The following is a 17,848-nucleotide window of genomic DNA, read 5'->3' as shown; positions in this document are numbered from 1 at the left end:
GCACCTGATGGTGCGCGACGGCCCGCTGTCTCGTGTGGTTACTACTCGTCGAAGGGATTGCCACCCTTGGCCTGGAGATCGCGAAGAGCCTTGCGCTCCGCAGCCTCGAGCTCGTGCTCGACCTCGACGTGGCGCAACTGCTCCTCCGGCGGGTCGGCGGTCAGGATCGAACCCGTACCCGGGGCACCCGCGGAGCCGAGCTTGTTCATCCGCTTCGGCAGTGCGGCACCCTCGTAGGGGAGCGGGATCGGGTGACCGTGGCTGTCGACCGGGCCGAGCGGCTGGTGCAGCTCGATGTACTCACCCTGCGGCAGGCGCTTGATGATGCCGGTCTCGATGCCGTGTGCCAGGACCTCGCGGTCGCTGCGCTGCAGCGAGATCGCCCAGCGGTATGCGATGAAGTACACCAGCGGCGGCAGGATGATCAGACCGATTCGACCGATCCACGTCGTCGCGTTGAGCGAGATGTGGAACTTGAACGCGATGATGTCGTTCATGCACGCCAGCGTCAGCAGGATGTAGAACGAGAACGCCATCGCACCGATCGCGGTACGCACCGGGGTGTCACGCGGACGCTGCAGCAGGTTGTGGTGAGCGTCGTCGCCGGTGAGCCTCTTCTCGATCCACGGGTAGGCGAACATCAGACCGAACATGATGGTCATGATCAGGACGACCCAGTTCGACATCACCACGGTGTAGTTGCCGAGGTACAGCTCCCATGCCGGGAACAGACGGATCAAACCGTCGGTCCATTGCATGTAGATGTCCGGCTGCGAGCCTGCTGACACCTGTGCCGGGTTGTACGGGCCGATGTTCCAGACCGGGTTGATCTGGAATATGCCGGCCATGATGGCCAGCACACCGGTGACGAAGGCGAACATCGCGCCGGCCTTGGCCGCGAACACCGGCATGATCCGGACACCGACGACGTTCTTCTCGGTGCGGCCGGGGCCGGGGAACTGCGTGTGCTTCTGGTACCAGACGAGCGCCAGGTGAGCGCCGATCAGAGCCAGGATGATGCCCGGGAAGAGCAGGATGTGCAGCACGTACAGGCGCGGGATGATGATGTCGCCGGGGAAGTCCCCGCCGAACAGCGCCCAGTGAATCCAGGTACCGACGACCGGGATGCCGAGGACGATGCCGCTCATCGCGGCGCGGACGCCGGTGCCCGAGAGCAGGTCGTCGGGGAGCGAGTAGCCGAAGAAGCCCTCGAACATGGCCAGGATCAGCAGCAGGCAGCCGATGATCCAGTTGGCCTCACGCGGCCGGCGGAACGCACCGGTGAAGAAGATGCGCGCCATGTGGATGATGATCGACGCGGCGAACAGCAGTGCTGCCCAGTGGTGGATCTGGCGGACGAACAGGCCACCGCGAACCTCGAAGGAGAGGTCCAGGGTGGTCTCGTACGCCTTGGTCATCATGACGCCGTTGAGCGGCTGGTACGCGCCGTCGTAGACGACCTGCGTCATCGACGGATCGAAGAACAGCGAGAGATAGACACCCGAGATCAGCAGGATGATGAAGCTGTAGAGCGCGATCTCACCCAGCATGAACGACCAATGGGTGGGGAACACCTTGTTGATCTGGCGACGCATACCCGCGGCGAGGTGATACCGCGAGTCCACTTCCTCGGCTTGTGTGCCGAGACGGTCTGCGATGGTCATGACTTACGCTCCCAGAATGCCGGTCCGACGGGCTCGATGAAGTCGCCTGCCGCAACGAGGTAACCCTCGTTGTTCACCGTGATCGGCAGCTGTGCGAGAGCGCGGGCAGCCGGTCCGAAGATCGGCTTGGCGTACTCGAGCGCGTCGAACTGCGACTGGTGGCAGGGACACAGGATGCGATTGCTCCGCTGCTCGTACAGCGAGGCGGGGCAACCGAGGTGGCTGCAGACCTTGGTGAAGGCGAAGTAGTCACCGTAGTTGAAGCTCTCCTGACCCTGGCGCTTGATGGCGCGGGCCGCGTCCTCGGGACGCAGGCGGATGAGCATGACGGGGTTGCGGACCTCGTGCAGGCTCTCCATCAGCGCGTGACGGGAGTGCTCGGTCTCGCCGAACCCGTTGGAACGACGCCACGGGAAGACGGTCTCCATGCCGCCGGCGTCGAGATCCTCGGGACGGACCAGGGCGACCTGGTACGGATTGCCCGTGTCGCGACGCAGGTAGATCGTCTCGTTGGGGTCGGCCTTCGAGTTGTAGATCGGCGACCAGCCCGAGTGCCACAGGGGAGAGTTCTCCCGCTCGGCCCACGGGTTCTTGATGAAGCCACCGAGGAAGGCGACGAGACCGGTCAGCGCGAAGGCGCCCAGACCGAAACCGGCCGAACCGATGAGCATCTTGCGACGACCCAGGGTCGAGGTGGTGCCGGTGTCCTGCAGGAGTCCGACGATCGTCTTCTTGTCGATCTCGGCCGAACCGCCGTCGTGGCGGTCCTGGACGGAGATCTCCGACGGGATGAACTTCTTGGTGATCAGGATCATCGCGATGCCGATGGCGAGCACCGAGAGACCGAACGTCGCGCCGAGAAGCGGCGTGTTGAACGTGTACCACCAGTAGTTCGGGTCGTCCGGAAGGGCGAATTCCCAATGGTTGAACAGGAAGATGCCCAGGCAGGCGAGGGCGGAGATGCCGGCGATCGTGAACCAGATCGCGACCTGGCGCTCGGCGCGCTTCTCGACCTTCGTACCCGGCTCGGGGTACCGCTCGGCCCGATGGATGATCTCGACACCGTCGAGATTGGTACCGAGTTTGACGAGCTCCTCGGTGCTCATCTGCTCCAGTTCGTCCCTCGACGGGACGTCCTTGTCACTGCCGCTCATGCTCGAGATCCCATCCACATGGCGCCTGCGACGATGGCGATGACGCCGACAAACCACATCACCATGCCCTCGCTGACCGGCCCGAAGCCGCCCAGTCCGAGTCCGCCGCTGGGCTGGGCCTCGGTCACGTACTTGACGTAGGCGATGATGTCTTTCTTTTCCTCCGGATTCAGCTGCCGGTTCGAGAACTTGGGCATGTTCTGCGGGCCGGTCAGCATCGCGGTGTAGATCTGCGCCTCGTCGACTCCGTCGAGCACGGGTGCGTACTTACCCGAGGACAGGGCGCCGCCACGACCGGTGAAGTTGTGGCAGGACGCGCAGTTGAGGCGGAACAGCTCACTGCCTCGACCGATGCTGTCGCCGCGGAGTGAACTCGAGGCGACCTCGCCGTTGGCGTCACGCGGGACCTGCGGTCCGCCGCCCTCGGCCTGGATGAAGGCGCCGAGCTGGTCGATCTGTTCGGTGGTGAACTTGGCGGGCTTGCGCTGCGCCTGTGCCTCACCACGCGCGGCCGGCATACGGCCGGTCGACACCTGGAAGTACACGGCGGCATCGCCGACGCCGAGCAGTGCGGGACCACGATCGACGACACCTTGGAGGTTGGCGCCGTGACAGGTGATGCACGAGGTCTCGTAGAGCTTGCGGCCGTCGTTGATCATCGCGGCGTTGCTCTCGTCGGCCACCGCGACCTGGGGGTCGGGGGTGAGAACCGAGGCGAGCACACCGGCCATGACCAGACCGGCCAGCAGCACGATGGTACCGCTTGCGCGGCGACGGAGCTTGCGTCGGGCCTTGGCGCGGCGGGTGTCGGTGCCGCTGTCCGACGGTCGCGGTGGAGATGAACTCATCTGTGACTCTCTACTAAGCGGGACGGAGTGGAGATCTAGAGCGAGCTGCGCTCTGAGGTGGCGGATCGCGCGTCGCGCGGGGTCGACGGGGTCATCGGATGAAGTAGATCGTGACGAACAGTCCGATCCAGACGATGTCGACGAAGTGCCAGTAGTAGGAGACAACGATTGCGGCGGTTGCCTGCGCCGGGGTGAACTTCGAGAGCTTGGTGCGGATGAGCAGGTAGACGAAGGCGATCAGTCCGCCAATGACGTGGAGGCCGTGGAAGCCTGTCGTCATGTAGAAGACCGAGCCGTACGCATCCGAGGCCAGGGTCGTGCCGTGGCCGACGAGCACGGTGTACTCGTACGCCTGACCGAGGACGAAGATCGTGCCCATGATGAGGGTGATCACGTACCAGCGGCGGAGGCCGAAGACGTCACCGCGCTCAGCGGCGAAGACGCCCATCTGGCAGGTCACCGACGAGAGGATCAGCACCGTCGTCACCGGGATGGCGAGGGCGAGATTCAACTCGGTCGGTGGCGGCGGCCACCCGACGGCGGAGTTGGCCCGGGCGACGAAGTACATCGCGAAGAGGCCAGCGAAGAACATGAGCTCACTGGACAGCCAGACGATCGTGCCGACGCTGACCATGTTGGGCCGGTTCAGCGAGTGCACGCGCGAGGTTATCGCAGTCCCTGAGGTACCTACAGCGCTTGTCACATGTGAAGTATGACGGTTCGTAGTAAGCGGTGGCCACCCGGGTCGGATATTGGGTTCGCCTTTTTATTCCGCTGCAGGTCGGGGGCCATGTCATGTCGTCTCCGGCGTGTCCGCACACCCTCTCCGACGCTCTGTTCCCGTCCATGACGCGGTGGCTACGGTGAGTTCATGTCGAGTTCGGATTCCTCCGGTCCCCGCGACCTCAACGGGCGGGTCGTCGCCCGGGGTCGCCTGGCGCGCCTGCGATCCCGGCTGCGGGGCGGTGGCGGCACCGGCCCGCTCGGGCTCGCCGACGACGTGGTGGTCGTCGCCGGCTCGGACGACGACGCGATCGCCTCGTCGACGGCCCTCGACGCGTCGTCGTGGCGGGCCGAGGAAGAGGTCATCCTCCGCCACGATCTGGAGGTGCCCGCGGATCGGCTCGCCGACGCCGCCGCGGTGGCCGCTCTCGACGGGTACGAGGTGGTCGACGACGAGCGTTGGGGGCCGCGGCCGCAGACCGTCGACGATCGGCTCGAGGTTCTCGTCTTGGCGCGGGTCCAGTTGCTCGACGCCATGCATCTGTCCCAGGAACGGTCCCGGATGGCGAGTCTGGGCTCCCGCCACGGCGGAATCGCACGACGATGGTCCGTACTGCAGCGTCCGCCGGGCGGGGCGGGGCACTAGGCTCTCTGCCTGTGAGTACCGCACAGTCTGCCTTCACCTGGCCGCAGATCCTCGGCAAGATCACCGATCGCATCGACCTGTCCGCCGAAGAGGCGGGGTGGGCGATGAACGAGATCATGACCGACAGCGCCAGCGGCGCCCAGATCGCCGCCTTCGGTGTCGGCGTGAAGATGAAGGGCGCGGCGCCCGGCGAACTCGTCGGGCTGGCGCAGGCGATGCTCGACCATGCGACGCTCGTCGAGGTGAGCCGTCCGGCGGTCGACGTGGTCGGCACCGGCGGCGACCGGTCGCACACCGTCAACATCTCCACGATGACCTCGATCGTGATCGCGGCCGCCGGAGTCCCGGTCGTGAAGCACGGGAACCGCGCGGCGTCGTCGAAGAGCGGCGGTGCCGACGTACTCGAGGCGCTCGGGGTGGACATCACCCTGTCGGCCGACGCGGTCGCGCAGTGTGTGGAGGAACTGGGCATCGGGTTCTGCTTCGCGCCGGTGTTCCACCCGGCCTTCCGGTTCACGGGGCCGCCGCGCAAGGAGATCGGCATCCCGACCGTGTTCAACGTGCTCGGACCGCTGACGAATCCGGCCCGGCCCACCTCCGGCCTCATCGGCTGCGCCTTCGCCGACCTCGCCCCGGTTCTCGCCAGCGCGTTCGCCGATCGCGGCGGCTCGGCTCTGGTGGTGCGCGGCGACGACGGCCTCGACGAACTCACCACGACCACCACCTCGACGGTGTGGCAGGTCGTCGGCGGCCAGGTGTCCCAGCTCAGCATCGACCCGGCCGATCTCGGCATCGCTCGCGTGGAGCTGTCCGCGCTGCAGGGCGGCGATGCGGTCGCGAACGCTGCTATCGCGCGCGAATTGTTCTCGGGGACAACAGGTCCCGTACGCGACGCGGTGTTGCTGAACTCCGCCGGCGCGATCGTGGCGTTCGAACAGCAGGGCCCGATGACCTCGGTCGAGCTGACCGAGGCGCTCGGCGCCGCCAAGGATCGCGCCGCCGACGCCATCGACTCGGGTGCGGCGGCGGCGCTGCTCGACCGATGGGCCGCGCTCAGCACTCAGCTGGGGGCGGCCGCCCGCGGTTAGTTCTCGCCGATCGAGAAGCCACCCTCCACGTCCGAGCTGGAGTAGCTGCGGAACGCGATGTGGGTGGCGGACTTGAGCACTCCGGGCAGTCGGTTGATCTGCCCGGTCACCACGGATGCGATGTGCTCGTGATCGCGGACGCGGATCTTCGCGATGAGGTCGACGTCGCCCGCGCAGGAGTACACCTCTTCGACGCCGGCGATGTCGGCCACGGCCTGAGCGGTCTCCGGGATCTGGTGGATGTCGGCCTGGATGAGGACGATGGCAGTGATCATGGCGCAAGCCTAGTGGCCACGAGCTCGCGGATCGGCGAGTGCTGCGCCGCCCGTGGTGTCCGGTGCACAACGGCGCGGGCTACGGAGCGGGCGTCTCGCGCGGATTGTGACCAGCCGCGCCGGCGTTCGGCGCAACCCGCCGGGAGTGCCACGGGATCAGTGGTGGACACGATGCGGGCCCCGGGTTCGGTCATCCACCGATAGATCAGTGCGACCTCCTCGGCCGGGGCTCCGCGCAGCGGCCCGGGCTCGGGGATGACCGTCTCGGCGGCGGCGACGAGAGCGTCGACGACCGGCATGGGGGAGACGCCCCGCCGTGCACGCCCGGCCGCCGCGAGCCGTCCGTGACGGACGACGGCGAAATGCCAGCCGCGCTCCTCATCGGGACGGGCGACGACGATTTCGGCGATCGCGCACAGTGCGGCCAGCCGCTGACACCGCGCCAGGGCGTCGATGGTCAGCGCGAGCCGGTCGCGATGGCGGGCGGCGGTCTCGAACATCTGCGCCTCGGAGAGTTCGGCGAGGCGCGCGGTCAGCTCGTCGAGGAGGTCGTCGGTCTCCCCGCGCATCAGCCGGCGGGCCGCGGTCACGCGCGGCAGGTAATCCGGGACGGTCTGGGGTTGCGCCGCGGCGGCATGGCATCCCCCGGGCTGACGGACGCCATCGGGAGTGGGGCACCAGTGGTACCCGGTGGCGCCGAGGCGCTTGGTGCACGTGCGCAGTCCGGCGGCCGCGGCGATCACGTCGGCCACCGTCGCCGCGTTGTTGCGGTTGCCCACCGGACCGATGGATTCGTCGGTGGGCGTGCGGCTCACCTTGAGGCGCGGGAAGCGCTCCTCGGTGAGCGTCACCCACCATCCCTTGTGGGGCTGCGTCGAACGCCGGTTGTAGGCCGGCGCGTGGGCAGCGAGCAATCGCAGCTCGCGGACGGCCGCCTCGAGCGCGTGAGAACACTCGACGACGTCGACGCGCTCGGCCAGCAGGACCATCTCGGTGATGCGGCGTCGGGGATCGCTGCCGGAGAAATAGGAACGGACGCGGCGTCGGAGGTCCACCGCGGTGCCGACATAGAGGACCTCGTTCGACGGTCCGCGGAAGAGATAGACGCCCGGCCGCGCGGGCACACGGTCGGCCATCTGACGTTTGGCCCGCAGGCGCGGATCGGTGCGCGGCAGATATGAGGTGAGTTCCCCGACCGTCGAGATGCCCTGATTCCCGACGCGTTCGAGGAGACGGTGGAAGACCTCGACGGTGGCGCGGGCGTCGTCCAGGGCCCGGTGGGTCGGACGGACCGAGACGTCGAAGAGTTCGGCGAGGGCGCTCAGCTTGACCGTGGGCGCCTCGTCGCGGGGCAGGATGCGACGGGCCATCGTCACGGTGCAGAGGCTGAGGCTGAACGGCCAGTCCAGGTGGAGCCGGAGGGCGTTCTGCCGCAGGAACCCCATGTCGAAGCGCGCGTTGTGGGCGACCAGGATCGCGCCGCGGGCGAACTCGAGGAACGAGGGCAGCACAGATTCGATCCGGGGGGCGTCGGTGACCATCGCCGTCGTGATCCCCGTGAGCGTGACGATCTGCGGAGGGATGGGCCGGCCGGGATCGACGAGGGTGGCGAACTCGCCGATCACCTCGCCGCCGCGGATCTTCACCGCGCCGATCTCGGTGATGCGGTCGCCTGCGGGATTCGAGCCGGTGGTCTCGAGGTCGACGACGACGAGCGTGGTGTCGAACAGAGCGCGATCGCTGAACTCGCTCGACATGGCGTCGCCGCCGGTGGCCTGGTCGGCGGCCTCGAGATCCGCGAAGGTCAGCTGTCCCGAGATCACCTGTCCTGCGGCTGCACCGCCACCATCCCTGCGCGTCACGAGGCGAACATTAGTTCGACGCACCGACACGGCGGATGTGACACCCCGATCGTTCGTTCCGTTTCGGTCCCGGGGCCGCGGCGGGGACGTACGCCGATGTCACCTGTTACTCGTGTGACGCATGTGTCGAACACTGTGCGAGCGAGTTTGTCGGTGGTGGTCCCTAGTCTCCATCTCGAAGTGAGAGATCGACGCCGACGGCGCCGAAATCGCCCGCCGTGACCCGCCCGATCCGGAGTTCAAACGCCTCCGACGGCCAGATGAGATGGAGATCACACGATGCATGTCGACTGCGCAACCTGCCCGGCCCGCCCCGTCGCCTGTGACGGGTGCATGATGACCGTGCTTTTCGGTGGCCCGAACTGGGACGATGCACCCGTTGAAGGTGGAGCTTCGGTAACGGTGCAGGCCCTCGACGACGATGCGGAACTGGACCTCGCGATCGATGTGTTCCAGTCGGCTGCAATGGTCACCAGTGCCGCTGCACGATCTGCAAGAACCGAGAAAACTGCACGTCAGAAGCCATTTCGCGTCATCTCGTCGACCGAACTCCGGGCGGGCTGAGAAGCGGTGGCGAACTGCGTGTCTGGTGCCTAGTGGACACAGCGCCGACGATTTCGTAACCTTTCTGAGACCTTTGCGGAGCGTCCCGCTTCAACAGAAGTGGTCCGCACAAGTCACCGCTCAATCGCCCTCACGGGCGAACCGGGGAACCACTTACTTCGGGCAGCGCGGCCAGGGATGTCGGTACTGACACGACCAGCTGAGACTGTCCCGATCGGGGTGAATCGCGTCAACGCGCAAACGTGTCCTTCTGGGATACGGCTGTGCCGAAAACGCGTAGGGCCACTCTTCCGGCCCGAACCCGACAGCTAACTCGGTCGGCGGTACAGGGAGAAACTGAAGGAGAACTCGCTTCGTGGCCAAACATCGTTTGGAACAGCCCAATCGTGGGAGCACGGTTGCCAAGAAGGCGGTGATCGCTGGATCGATCACGCTCGGTTCGCTCGCTGCCGCGGCCGGCCCTGCTCTTGCAGCCCCGGTCCACACCCCGCTCGGTACCTTCGAGATCCCGGCACTGCCCGGTGAGCAGAAGGCCCCGGAAGCGGCCCCGGCACCCAAGCCCGTCGCGAAGTCGCCGGCTGCCACGGTCGAGATCCCCAACGTCGGCCAGTTCACCATCCCGGGTATCGGTCAGAACCAGATCCCGCAGCAGTTCCGTCCGCATGGTGGCGCCCCCCTCGGGCAGCCTCAGCTGACCGCCGGCCAGAAGGCCGTCAAGGCTGCGGAGAGCAAGATCGGCTCGCCGTACTCGTACGGTTCGGCCGGCCCCAACGCCTTCGACTGTTCGGGTCTCGTCTACTGGTCCTACAAGCAGGCCGGCAAGAACATCCCCCGTGACAGCTACGGCCAGCTCGGTGGCGGGCGCGCGGTCTCCTACAGCGAGGCCAAGCCGGGCGACGTGATGATCTTCAACGGTGGCGGCCATGCCGGCATCTACGTCGGAAACGGACAGTTCGTCCACTCCTCGACCTACGGCACGCCCGTGAAGCGTGACGCGGTCAAGGAATGGCAGCTCACCGGTATCCGGCGGTACTGAGACCAACTGAACAAGAGCATCAGGAGAGGGCGGGTCGCGAGCTTTGTGCGATCCGCCCGATCCAGTCTCGGGGGCCATCGGGGGAACTTAGGGTGGTCCGCGGGGGAGGAACGAAGCGGTAGAGGAGTGACTGGACCGTGCTTTCCGGGGAGGGACTAGTGAACGCGATGCGTCTGCGCGCTCGATCGGGCCCGATGATGCTCGCCTTGTGTCTGCTGGCGGCGATCGTGACCGTCGTCCCGCTGACGACCGGCGGCGTCGGGCAGGCCCAGGCCGCGCCCGCGCGATCGGCGGACCAGCTTCTCGATCGATACAAACAGCTCGGCACCGAGGCCGAGAAGACCACCGAGGCGATGCACAACGCCAAGATCGAGTACGACAAGCAGCGCTCGGTCGTTGCGCAGGCCAAGCGGGCCGCGGCCGACGCCCAGCGCAAACTCGACATCAGCCGTGAGCAGCTCGCCTCCTACCAGGCCAGGGTCGACGCCATCGTGCGCGCCAGCTACCAGGGCGCCCGCGTCAGCGGTCTCTACGCGGTGATGGTCAGCGACTCGCCCCAGGCGCTGCTCGACCAGATGTCGGGACTCGACATGATCTCGCGGCAGGCCGCTTCCGACCTGACCGCCATCAAGAAGGTCCGTGCCCGCACCGCGGCCGCCAAGAAGGACGCCGACCAGACCGCACTCGCGGCGTCGGAGGCCGTCTCGCGCGCCGAACGGGTCCGCGGAGACCTCCAGACCAAGCAGGCCGACCTGCAGATGCAGGCGATCCAGATCCGCGCGATCTACCAGTCGATGACCGGCAAGCAGCTCGCCGCCCTCCTCGGCCCGAAGTTCGACTTCGACCCGCGGATCGTCCCCAAGGGCACCGCCGCCGCACTCGTCGCGGTCCAAGCCGCGCTGACGCGCATCGGCGATCCCTACGTGTGGGGCGCGACCGGCCCGAGCTCGTTCGACTGCTCGGGTCTGATGGTGTGGGCCTACAAGCAGGCCGGCAAGACCCTCCCGCGGTCGAGTGAGGCGCAGTTGGCCGGCGGTCAGCCGGTGTCCCGCGAGGACCTCAAGGCCGGCGACCTGGTCATCTACTACCCGGACGCCCACCACGTCGGGATGTACGTCGGTGACGGATACGTCATCCACGCCTCGACCTTCGGTGTCCCGGTCAAGGTCGTCCCGCTCGACGAGGCCGGTCCGTTCAACTCCGGCCGTCGGTTCTAGACTCCACTGGTGGTTTCACTCCGCGGGCGTTGGCGCCCGACGCTCGCGTCCGCGGTCGTGCTGCTCATCGGTGTGACCACCGGATGCGGCGGCCAGGAGCCGTCCGCGGCCGACGGGTCGATCTCCCGTGGCAGCCCCTCGACGACGTCGACCCCGGCCAATCCCTACGAACAACAGCGTGCCGAGGGCGTGACGCGCCTGCTGGACGACCTCACCGCGACGATCACCTCCGGGGAGGTGCAGAAGATCGGGTCGCTGCTCGACGAGGCGGCGACCCCGGCGTTCGAGAATCGCTGGGTCACCGCGGCGGAGAACTTCCGTCCCCGGCAGTTTGTCCGCGGAGACTCCGACGGTCGGTTGCAGTTCGCCCGTTTCCGCTACCAGCTGGCCCCCACGGAGGAGGCCGAGGCACTGGTACCCGCCGAAGTCCAAGGCCTTCTCGACGCGAACGGCAGTTCGGACGCCTGGGTGGCGCCGGTGGAGCTGCGCTACGCCCTCGGTGGTGAACGCGCACCCGGTGTCGACGAACCCGAGGTCGTCGTGACGACCCAGTTCGTGGTCGCCCGCTACGGCGACGAGTGGAAGCTCGTCGGCGACACGGGGGCACTCGGCGGGGAGCCGACCCCGCCCCAGCTGTGGGAACTGCCCGGACTGTCTGTCTCCGACGCCGCCACCGCCGGCGGGACGTCGGTGATCGCCCGCTATCTCCGCACCAGCCCGGCTTCGGCGAACCTGCGCAAGCTGCTGCCCGACGCCGTCGACGCGGTGACCGCTTTCTGGGGAGAGTCCTGGGATCGGCGCGCCGTGCTCGTGACCACCTCCGACCAGGACGAGTTCGCCGCCCTGGTCGGGCAAGGCGGCGCGATAGGTGCGGCGGCCGCGGCGACCGTCTACAGCCGGGTGGATTTCCCTCGGCGCACCGCCATCGGCCAGCGCGTGGTCTTCACCCCGGCCGCCGATGATCTGGCCCCGCCGACGCTCGCCGTCGTGTTGCGTCACGAACTCACGCATGTTGCGGCCCGCGCGCAAACGGCTCTCGACGCCCCCCTCTGGATCACCGAGGGAGTGGCCGAATATGTCGGCCGCAAGGGCACATATCGCCGCCTCGCGGACGCTGCGCCCGACCTGACCGAGACGGTCCGGGCGGGAAACACTCCCACCGCGCTGCCGGACGATGCTGCCTTCGCGATGGACGGCCCGACCTCGCAGCTCGCCTACCAGAGCGCATGGTCGATGGCCGCGTACGTCGCCGATCGTTACGGGGAGGAGCGCCTGAAGCGGTTCTATCTCGGGGTCGCGGCGACCGCCGACCCGGCTCGCCAGGATGCGGCCATCCGGGCCGCGCTCGGTGTCAGCCGCGGCGAGCTGGTGACCGGGTGGGGCCGATGGCTCGAGGGACAGGTCCGCTGATGGCACGAACCCTGTTGATCACCAACGACTTCCCGCCCCGACCGGGTGGGATCCAGTCGTACCTGCAGAATCTGGTCGATCTGCTCCCGCCGGAGGACATCGTCGTGTACGCGCCGCGGTGGCGCGGCCGATCGCACATCGACTTCGACGCCGAGGTGCCCTACCGGGTATACCGCCATCGCACGACCCTGATGCTGCCGACCCCGTTCGTCGCCCGGCGCGCGGCGGAAATCATTCGGCGCGAACAGATCTCGACCGTCTGGTTCGGTGCGGCTGCGCCGCTCGCCGTCCTCGCGCCTGCGATGCGCCGTGCAGGGGCACAACGCATCCTCGCGAGCACCCACGGTCACGAGGTCGGCTGGTCGATGCTCCCCGTTGCGCGTCAGGTCCTGGGCCACATCGGTCGCCACACCGACGTCATCACCTTCGTCAGCCGGTACACCCGAGGTCGATTCGCGTCGGCCTTCGGTGCGCACGCGGCACTGGAATACCTGCCGCCCGGCGTCGACGTCGCGCGGTTCTCGCCCGATCCTGTTCTGCGGCAGAAGTTCCGGGACCGCCACGAGTTGGGCGACCGGCCGACGATCCTGTGCCTGTCGCGCCTCGTGCCGCGCAAGGGACAGGACGTGCTGATCCGGGCGCTGCCGCTCATCCGTCGAACGATGCCCGACGCCGTCCTGGTGATCGTCGGCGGAGGGCCGTACGCGGAGAAGCTGCATGCACTGGCGACGCGGACCGGTGTCGAGGACCAGGTGATCTTCACGGGATCGGTTCCGGCCGAAGAACTCTCGGCGTACCACAACATCGCCGACGTCTTCGCGATGCCGTCCCGCACACGCGGGGGAGGGCTCGACGTCGAAGGGCTCGGGATCGTCTACCTCGAGGCGTCGGCCACGGGTGTACCGGTGGTTGCGGGTCTGTCCGGCGGAGCACCGGAGACGGTCGTCGAAGGGGTCACCGGCACGACGGTGGACGGCACCGATGTCGACGCCGTCGCCCTGGCGATCCTGTCGATCCTGGGCGACCGGGCCGCTGCGGCTGAGATGGGCGCTGCCGGACGGCGTTTCGTCGTCGACAACTGGCAGTGGAGTCAGATGGCCGCCCGGTTGCGGCAGTTGCTCTGAGGCACTGAGCCCCTGGGCCTCTTGGCTGCTGAAATGCACCCCTGAAAAGCGCCCCCGGTTTCCGCCCCGCGTCGAGAACCGCCCCCGAAAAGCGCCCCCGGTTTCCGCGCGGCGTCGAGAACCGCCCCCGAAAAGTGCCCTCCACAGCACTGCCGGCATATCACTCGCGGTGCGGCGCTGGAGGGCGGAGATCAGGGGCGCTTCTCGGGCCGGGGCGGATTCGAGGGGCGGAAATCGGGGGCGCTTCTCGGGCCGGGGCGGATTCGAGGGGCGGAAATCGGGGGCGCTTCTCGGGCCGGGGCGGATTCGAGGGGCGCTTTTCAGCGGGCCGACGCCTGGCCAGGCCGGTCCGTCGCCGAATTACGCCTCGGTCGACACCTGTACGACGATCTTCCCGCGCACGTGCCCGGACTGGCTGCGCTCGTGGGCGGCGGAAGCGTCGGCCAGGTCGAAGACCTCGGCGATCTCCGGCTCGAGCTCGCCCGCGTCGCCGAGCCGGGCCAGAGCGGCGAGATCCGCGGAGTCGGGGCGGACCCAGACGTACTCGCCCCCGAACTCGTCACGCGCCCGAGCATCGGTGATGGAGGCGACGGTACCGCCGTCGCGCAGCACGCCCGGCACCGAGTCGAGTGCGTCACCACCGACATAGTCGAGGACGACATCGACGCCGTCGGGCACGAGCTCGCGCACCCGGTCGGCCAGGCCGTCGCCGTAGGTGGTGGGCTCGGCGCCGAGACCCCGTAGGTAGTCGTGATTGGACTCGGAAGCGGTGCCGATGACCCGCGCGCCCAGCGACCGCGCGATCTGGACCGCGAACGATCCGACGCCGCCCGCAGCGGCATGTACGAGCACCGTGTGGCCCGACGTCACGCCTGCCCGTCGAATGGTCTGGTACGCCGTCAGTCCGGCGAGCGGAACGGCAGCGGCCTCCTCGAACGACCAGGCGGCCGGCTTGTGGGCGAGTGTTCGGACCGGTGCGGAGACCAGATCGGCGAAGGTACCCCCGGCGACCTCGCCGCCGACGAGGTCCTTACGGACGTAACCGAACACCTCGTCGCCGACCCGGAACTCGGGCGTGTCCAGGCCGACCTGTTCGACGACGCCCGCGACATCCCAACCTGGCACCACCGGGAAGACGGTGTCCAGGACCTCGGCGAGGTGACCTTGCCGGATCTTCCAGTCCACCGGGTTCACACTCGACGCGCGCACTCGGACCAGGACGGTGTCGGGGCCGACCTTGGGGGTGGGGAGGTCGGTGATCTCCAGGACATCGGGGCCGCCGAAGCGGCTGTAGGTGATAGCTCGCATGATGGCACCAACGGGTGCCCGGACGCATTGATTCCATGACCCGACCGCGGGTGCCGGGTATCGAACGCCCCGACACCGGAGTCAGAACGCCGCCGCCGGGAGGGCGGCGGCGCGTCTCATCGCTGGTAGATCGCCTCGATGTCGTCGGAGAACTTCTCGACGACCACGTTGCGCTTGACCTTGAGTGTCGGCGTCATCTCGCCGGTCTCCTCGGTGAAGTCCGACGGCAGGATGCGGAACTTCTTGATCCCCTCGGCGCTCGAGACGGTCTTGTTGGCCGAGTCGACGGCCGCCTGGACCTCGGCGACGAGCTCGGCGTCGTCGATGAGGTCGGCGACCTCGGCATCGGCGGGCTTGCCGTTGCGCTCCTTCCACGCCGGGAAGGCCTCCGGGTCGATGGTGATGAGTGCGGCCACGAACGGCTTCGCATCTCCGACGACCATCGCCTGCGAGATGAGGGCGTGGGCGCGGATGACGTCCTCGAGGCCGGCGGGGGAGACGTTCTTTCCGCCCGCGGTCACGATGAGTTCTTTCTTGCGACCGGTGATGGTGATGAAGCCGTCGGCGTCGACGGTGCCCAGATCGCCGGTGTGGAACCAGCCGTCGACGATCGCGGAGGCCGTCGCCTCCGGGTTCTGCCAGTACTCGGTGAACACGACGCCGCCCTTGAGGAGGATCTCACCGTCCTCACCGATCCGGACGGTGTTGCCCGACAACGGCTTTCCGACGGTGCCGATCTTCCATGCCGACGGGGTGTTCACGCTGAACGCGGCGGTCGTCTCGGTGAGGCCGTAACCCTCGAAGACCGGGATGCCGACTCCGGAGAAGAAGTGACCCAGGCGCGCGCCGAGCGGGCCGCCGCCGGAGATCGCCATGCCGCACTCGCCGCCCAGGGCGGTGCGCAGCTTCTTGTAGACCAGTGCGTCGAACACGGCGTGCTTGGCCTTGAGGACCAGACCGATCTGACCCTTCTCGCGCGCCTCGGAGTAGGAGATCGCGGTCTCGGCGGCGGCGTCGAAGATCTTGCCCTTGCCGCCGTCGTGCGCCTTCTGGCGAGCCGAGTTGTAGACCTTCTCGAACACGCGCGGCACCGAGAGAATGAGGGACGGTTTGAAGACGGCGAACTCGTCGACGAGTGTCGAGATGTCGCTGGTGTGCCCGACCTCGGCTCCAGCCTCGATCGCGACGAGGGTGATGGCACGGGCCAGGACGTGTGCCAGCGGAAGGAACATCAGCAGGCGCTTCTCGTCGCGCTTGATGAGGTCGTCGAGGATGTCGCCGGCGAGTACCGCGCGTACCTCGGACAGCATGTTCGAATGGGTCAGCTCGCATCCCTTGGGGCGGCCGGTGGTGCCCGAGGTGTAGATCAGGGTGGCGGGATCGGCGGCCCCGAGGGTCGAGCGGCGCTTGGTCACCTCGTCGTCGTGGACGTCGGCGCCGGTGGACACGAGTTCGTCGACGGCACCGGGTGCGTCGGCTCGGTCGATCTGGAAGACCTTGACCGGTTCGGTCAACGAGTCGATGGATTCGAAGGCGGCACGGTGGGCGTCGTCCTCGAGCACGATTGCGACGGCGCCCGAATCGCGGAGAATCCACTCGATCTGGCTTGCCGACGACGAGTCGTAGATCGGCACGGTGATAGCGCCGGCCGACCAGATGGCGAAGTCGAAGAGGTTCCACTCGAGGCGGGTGCGCGACAGAAGTGCGACGCGGTCACCGGGATTGATGCCGGAGGCGATCAGGCCCTTGGCGATCGACGAGACGCGTGCTGCGGCATCGGCGGCGGTGATGGGTGCCCACTCATCACCCTGCTTCTGGCGGAAGACGACGTGCTGAGGTGATCGCTGCGCCAGGTTGAAGATGATGTTCGTGCAGTTCTCGTCGTCGGCGATCGAGAACTTCGCTGGCACGCTGTACTCACTCATCGTCGTTACCCTCCAGTAGATGCCGTTCTGCCGATCGTATCCCTGCAGCAAAGCGCGACGATCACCCCACTGCCGTTCGGGTGCACTACCCTGCGCCGACGCGAGTATGTGAAGCTAGTGGGCGTGACGAGCATCCAGGTGGCCGACGAGGTTTTCGTCGCCGCGGCACCACGTCTGGCCGCTGCCGTGGTCGGCGACCCCGCCAACTGGCGGCGATGGTGGCCCGACCTTCGTCTGGCGGTCACCGAAGACCGTGCGGAGCAAGGGGTCCGGTGGCGTGTCGACGGACCGGTGGCCGGGACGATGGAGATCTGGAACGAAGCGGTCCTCGACGGCTTCGTGCTGCACTACTTCCTCCACGCGGAACCTACGCGGGCCCTGCCCGGTGAACGCGGCGACGACCCGCGTGCCCGTGCCGATGCGCTCGCGGAGGAGAACAAGCGGCGTCGGGTCGCCGGCAAGGACATGTCCTTCGAGGTGAAACAGCTCCTCGAGGCGGGCCGGCACGTGGGCGGTCCGGCCGCCGGTGCCGAGACCGCGGAGGCCGTGTGATGGCCGATCACACCGAACGCGACATCGTCATCGGCGCAGACGCCGAGGACATCCTGGCCGTCATCTCCGACTTCGAGCACTACCCGGACTGGGTCACCGCGGCGCGCGAGGTCGAGGTCCTGCGCACCGACGACGCCGGGCGTGCCCTAGAGGTGCGCTTCGTGCTCGACGCCGGTGTCCTGCAGGACACGTATGTGCTTGCCTACGAGTGGGATCCGGACGGGACCTCGGTCTCGTGGCGTCTGGTCTCCAGCGATCTGCAGAAGGACCAGCGCGGTCGGTACAGCCTCACCCAGCAGGTCCCGGGCTCGACCAAGGTCACCTATGAGCTCATGGTCGATCTGCAGGTGCCGATGATCGGACAGCTGAAACGCCGTGCGGAGAAGGCGATCACCGATGCCGCGCTGCACGACCTGAAGAAGAGGGTCGAAGGCTGATCGATCTCACACCCA

At 67.7% G+C, this 17,848-nt stretch carries 17 protein-coding genes and 1 riboswitch; of the genes, 9 read left to right on the top strand and 8 right to left on the bottom strand.

All coding sequences use genetic code 11. The annotated features are described in order from the left end of the window. Positions 1-41 precede the first annotated feature (41 nt). The 4 genes from qcrB to ctaE all read right to left on the bottom strand — a co-directional run bounded on the left by qcrB (position 42) and on the right by ctaE (position 4,369). Complete coding sequence (gene qcrB / locus PWF70_RS15435; RefSeq protein ID WP_006356834.1) at positions 42-1,664, bottom strand: cytochrome bc1 complex cytochrome b subunit; 1,623 nt, start codon at positions 1,662-1,664, stop codon at positions 42-44. After that, entirely contained in the window at positions 1,661-2,818 is a 1,158-nt protein-coding gene (qcrA, locus tag PWF70_RS15430; protein ID WP_006356835.1) for a cytochrome bc1 complex Rieske iron-sulfur subunit, read from the bottom strand. The genes qcrB and qcrA overlap by 4 nt, the downstream gene beginning before the upstream one ends. Next, a complete protein-coding gene (gene qcrC, locus PWF70_RS15425; protein WP_006356836.1) occupies positions 2,815-3,666 on the bottom strand; it encodes a cytochrome bc1 complex diheme cytochrome c subunit in 852 nt (283 codons plus the stop codon). Before qcrC ends, qcrA begins: the two co-directional genes overlap by 4 nt. Positions 3,667-3,757: 91 nt before the next feature. Continuing rightward, on the bottom strand, positions 3,758-4,369 hold the full coding sequence (gene ctaE, locus PWF70_RS15420) for an aa3-type cytochrome oxidase subunit III (protein ID WP_075864057.1): 612 nt from the start codon (positions 4,367-4,369) through the stop codon (positions 3,758-3,760). A 168-nt stretch (positions 4,370-4,537) separates the two neighbouring features. Here ctaE and PWF70_RS15415 point away from each other — a divergent pair, with 168 nt between their 5' ends. Together PWF70_RS15415 and trpD are read left to right on the top strand one after the other, a co-directional pair. Next, complete coding sequence (locus tag PWF70_RS15415) at positions 4,538-5,035, top strand: hypothetical protein (protein ID WP_006356838.1); 498 nt, start codon at positions 4,538-4,540, stop codon at positions 5,033-5,035. Between the two features lie 11 nt (positions 5,036-5,046). Beyond that, positions 5,047-6,123 (top strand): anthranilate phosphoribosyltransferase, encoded by a 1,077-nt coding sequence (gene trpD / locus PWF70_RS15410; protein ID WP_006356839.1) that lies wholly within the window; start codon positions 5,047-5,049, stop codon positions 6,121-6,123. Here the strand turns inward: trpD and PWF70_RS15405 are convergent. Both PWF70_RS15405 and PWF70_RS15400 read right to left on the bottom strand, forming a co-directional pair. Continuing rightward, positions 6,120-6,398 carry an Lrp/AsnC family transcriptional regulator gene (locus PWF70_RS15405; protein WP_005200119.1) on the bottom strand — a complete coding sequence of 93 codons (279 nt, stop codon included), beginning with the start codon at positions 6,396-6,398 and terminating at the stop codon, positions 6,120-6,122. The genes trpD and PWF70_RS15405 overlap by 4 nt on opposite strands. Further along, positions 6,395-8,260 carry a DEDD exonuclease domain-containing protein gene (locus PWF70_RS15400; RefSeq protein ID WP_006356840.1) on the bottom strand — a complete coding sequence of 622 codons (1,866 nt, stop codon included), beginning with the start codon at positions 8,258-8,260 and terminating at the stop codon, positions 6,395-6,397. Before PWF70_RS15400 ends, PWF70_RS15405 begins: the two co-directional genes overlap by 4 nt. Positions 8,261-8,593: 333 nt before the next feature. On the opposite strand from PWF70_RS15400, the gene PWF70_RS15395 reads away from it, so the two are divergent. The 5 genes from PWF70_RS15395 to PWF70_RS15375 all read left to right on the top strand — a co-directional run bounded on the left by PWF70_RS15395 (position 8,594) and on the right by PWF70_RS15375 (position 13,611). Further along, positions 8,594-8,824, top strand: a complete 231-nt coding sequence (locus PWF70_RS15395) for a hypothetical protein (RefSeq protein ID WP_231380869.1) — start codon at positions 8,594-8,596, stop codon at positions 8,822-8,824. A 107-nt stretch (positions 8,825-8,931) separates the two neighbouring features. Next, positions 8,932-9,162, top strand: a riboswitch (cyclic di-AMP (ydaO/yuaA leader). Between the two features lie 17 nt (positions 9,163-9,179). Continuing rightward, positions 9,180-9,860 carry a C40 family peptidase gene (locus PWF70_RS15390; protein WP_006356842.1) on the top strand — a complete coding sequence of 227 codons (681 nt, stop codon included), beginning with the start codon at positions 9,180-9,182 and terminating at the stop codon, positions 9,858-9,860. A 167-nt stretch (positions 9,861-10,027) separates the two neighbouring features. Beyond that, positions 10,028-11,077: a C40 family peptidase gene (locus PWF70_RS15385; protein WP_035752776.1), complete on the top strand. Its 1,050-nt coding sequence runs from the start codon at positions 10,028-10,030 to the stop codon at positions 11,075-11,077. Positions 11,078-11,086: 9 nt separating this feature from the next. Further along, the gene (locus PWF70_RS15380) at positions 11,087-12,487 is read left to right on the top strand and encodes a gluzincin family metallopeptidase (protein ID WP_035752702.1); all 1,401 of its coding nucleotides are present in this window, start codon (positions 11,087-11,089) and stop codon (positions 12,485-12,487) included. Then, complete coding sequence (locus tag PWF70_RS15375) at positions 12,487-13,611, top strand: glycosyltransferase family 4 protein (RefSeq protein ID WP_035752701.1); 1,125 nt, start codon at positions 12,487-12,489, stop codon at positions 13,609-13,611. The genes PWF70_RS15380 and PWF70_RS15375 overlap by 1 nt, the downstream gene beginning before the upstream one ends. A gap of 360 nt (positions 13,612-13,971) precedes the next feature. Here the strand turns inward: PWF70_RS15375 and PWF70_RS15370 are convergent, their stop codons facing one another. Both PWF70_RS15370 and PWF70_RS15365 read right to left on the bottom strand, forming a co-directional pair. Then, positions 13,972-14,919, bottom strand: coding sequence for an NADP-dependent oxidoreductase (locus tag PWF70_RS15370; RefSeq protein WP_035752700.1), 948 nt, complete (start codon positions 14,917-14,919; stop codon positions 13,972-13,974). A 116-nt stretch (positions 14,920-15,035) separates the two neighbouring features. After that, positions 15,036-16,844, bottom strand: coding sequence for an AMP-dependent synthetase/ligase (locus PWF70_RS15365; RefSeq protein WP_035752697.1), 1,809 nt, complete (start codon positions 16,842-16,844; stop codon positions 15,036-15,038). A gap of 108 nt (positions 16,845-16,952) precedes the next feature. Between PWF70_RS15365 and PWF70_RS15360 the strand changes: the two genes are divergently transcribed. Then, a complete protein-coding gene (locus PWF70_RS15360; RefSeq protein ID WP_035752694.1) occupies positions 16,953-17,396 on the top strand; it encodes a hypothetical protein in 444 nt (147 codons plus the stop codon). Next, a complete protein-coding gene (locus tag PWF70_RS15355) occupies positions 17,396-17,833 on the top strand; it encodes an SRPBCC family protein (protein WP_035752692.1) in 438 nt (145 codons plus the stop codon). Before PWF70_RS15360 ends, PWF70_RS15355 begins: the two co-directional genes overlap by 1 nt. Positions 17,834-17,848 lie beyond the last annotated feature (15 nt).

It is taken from the genome of Gordonia sp. Swx-4 (genome assembly GCF_030316175.1).
GTDB classification, from domain to species: domain Bacteria; phylum Actinomycetota; class Actinomycetes; order Mycobacteriales; family Mycobacteriaceae; genus Gordonia; species Gordonia alkanivorans.
The sequence above is the reverse complement of the archived record's forward strand: the minus strand, read 5'-3'. Positions and strand labels throughout refer to the sequence as shown.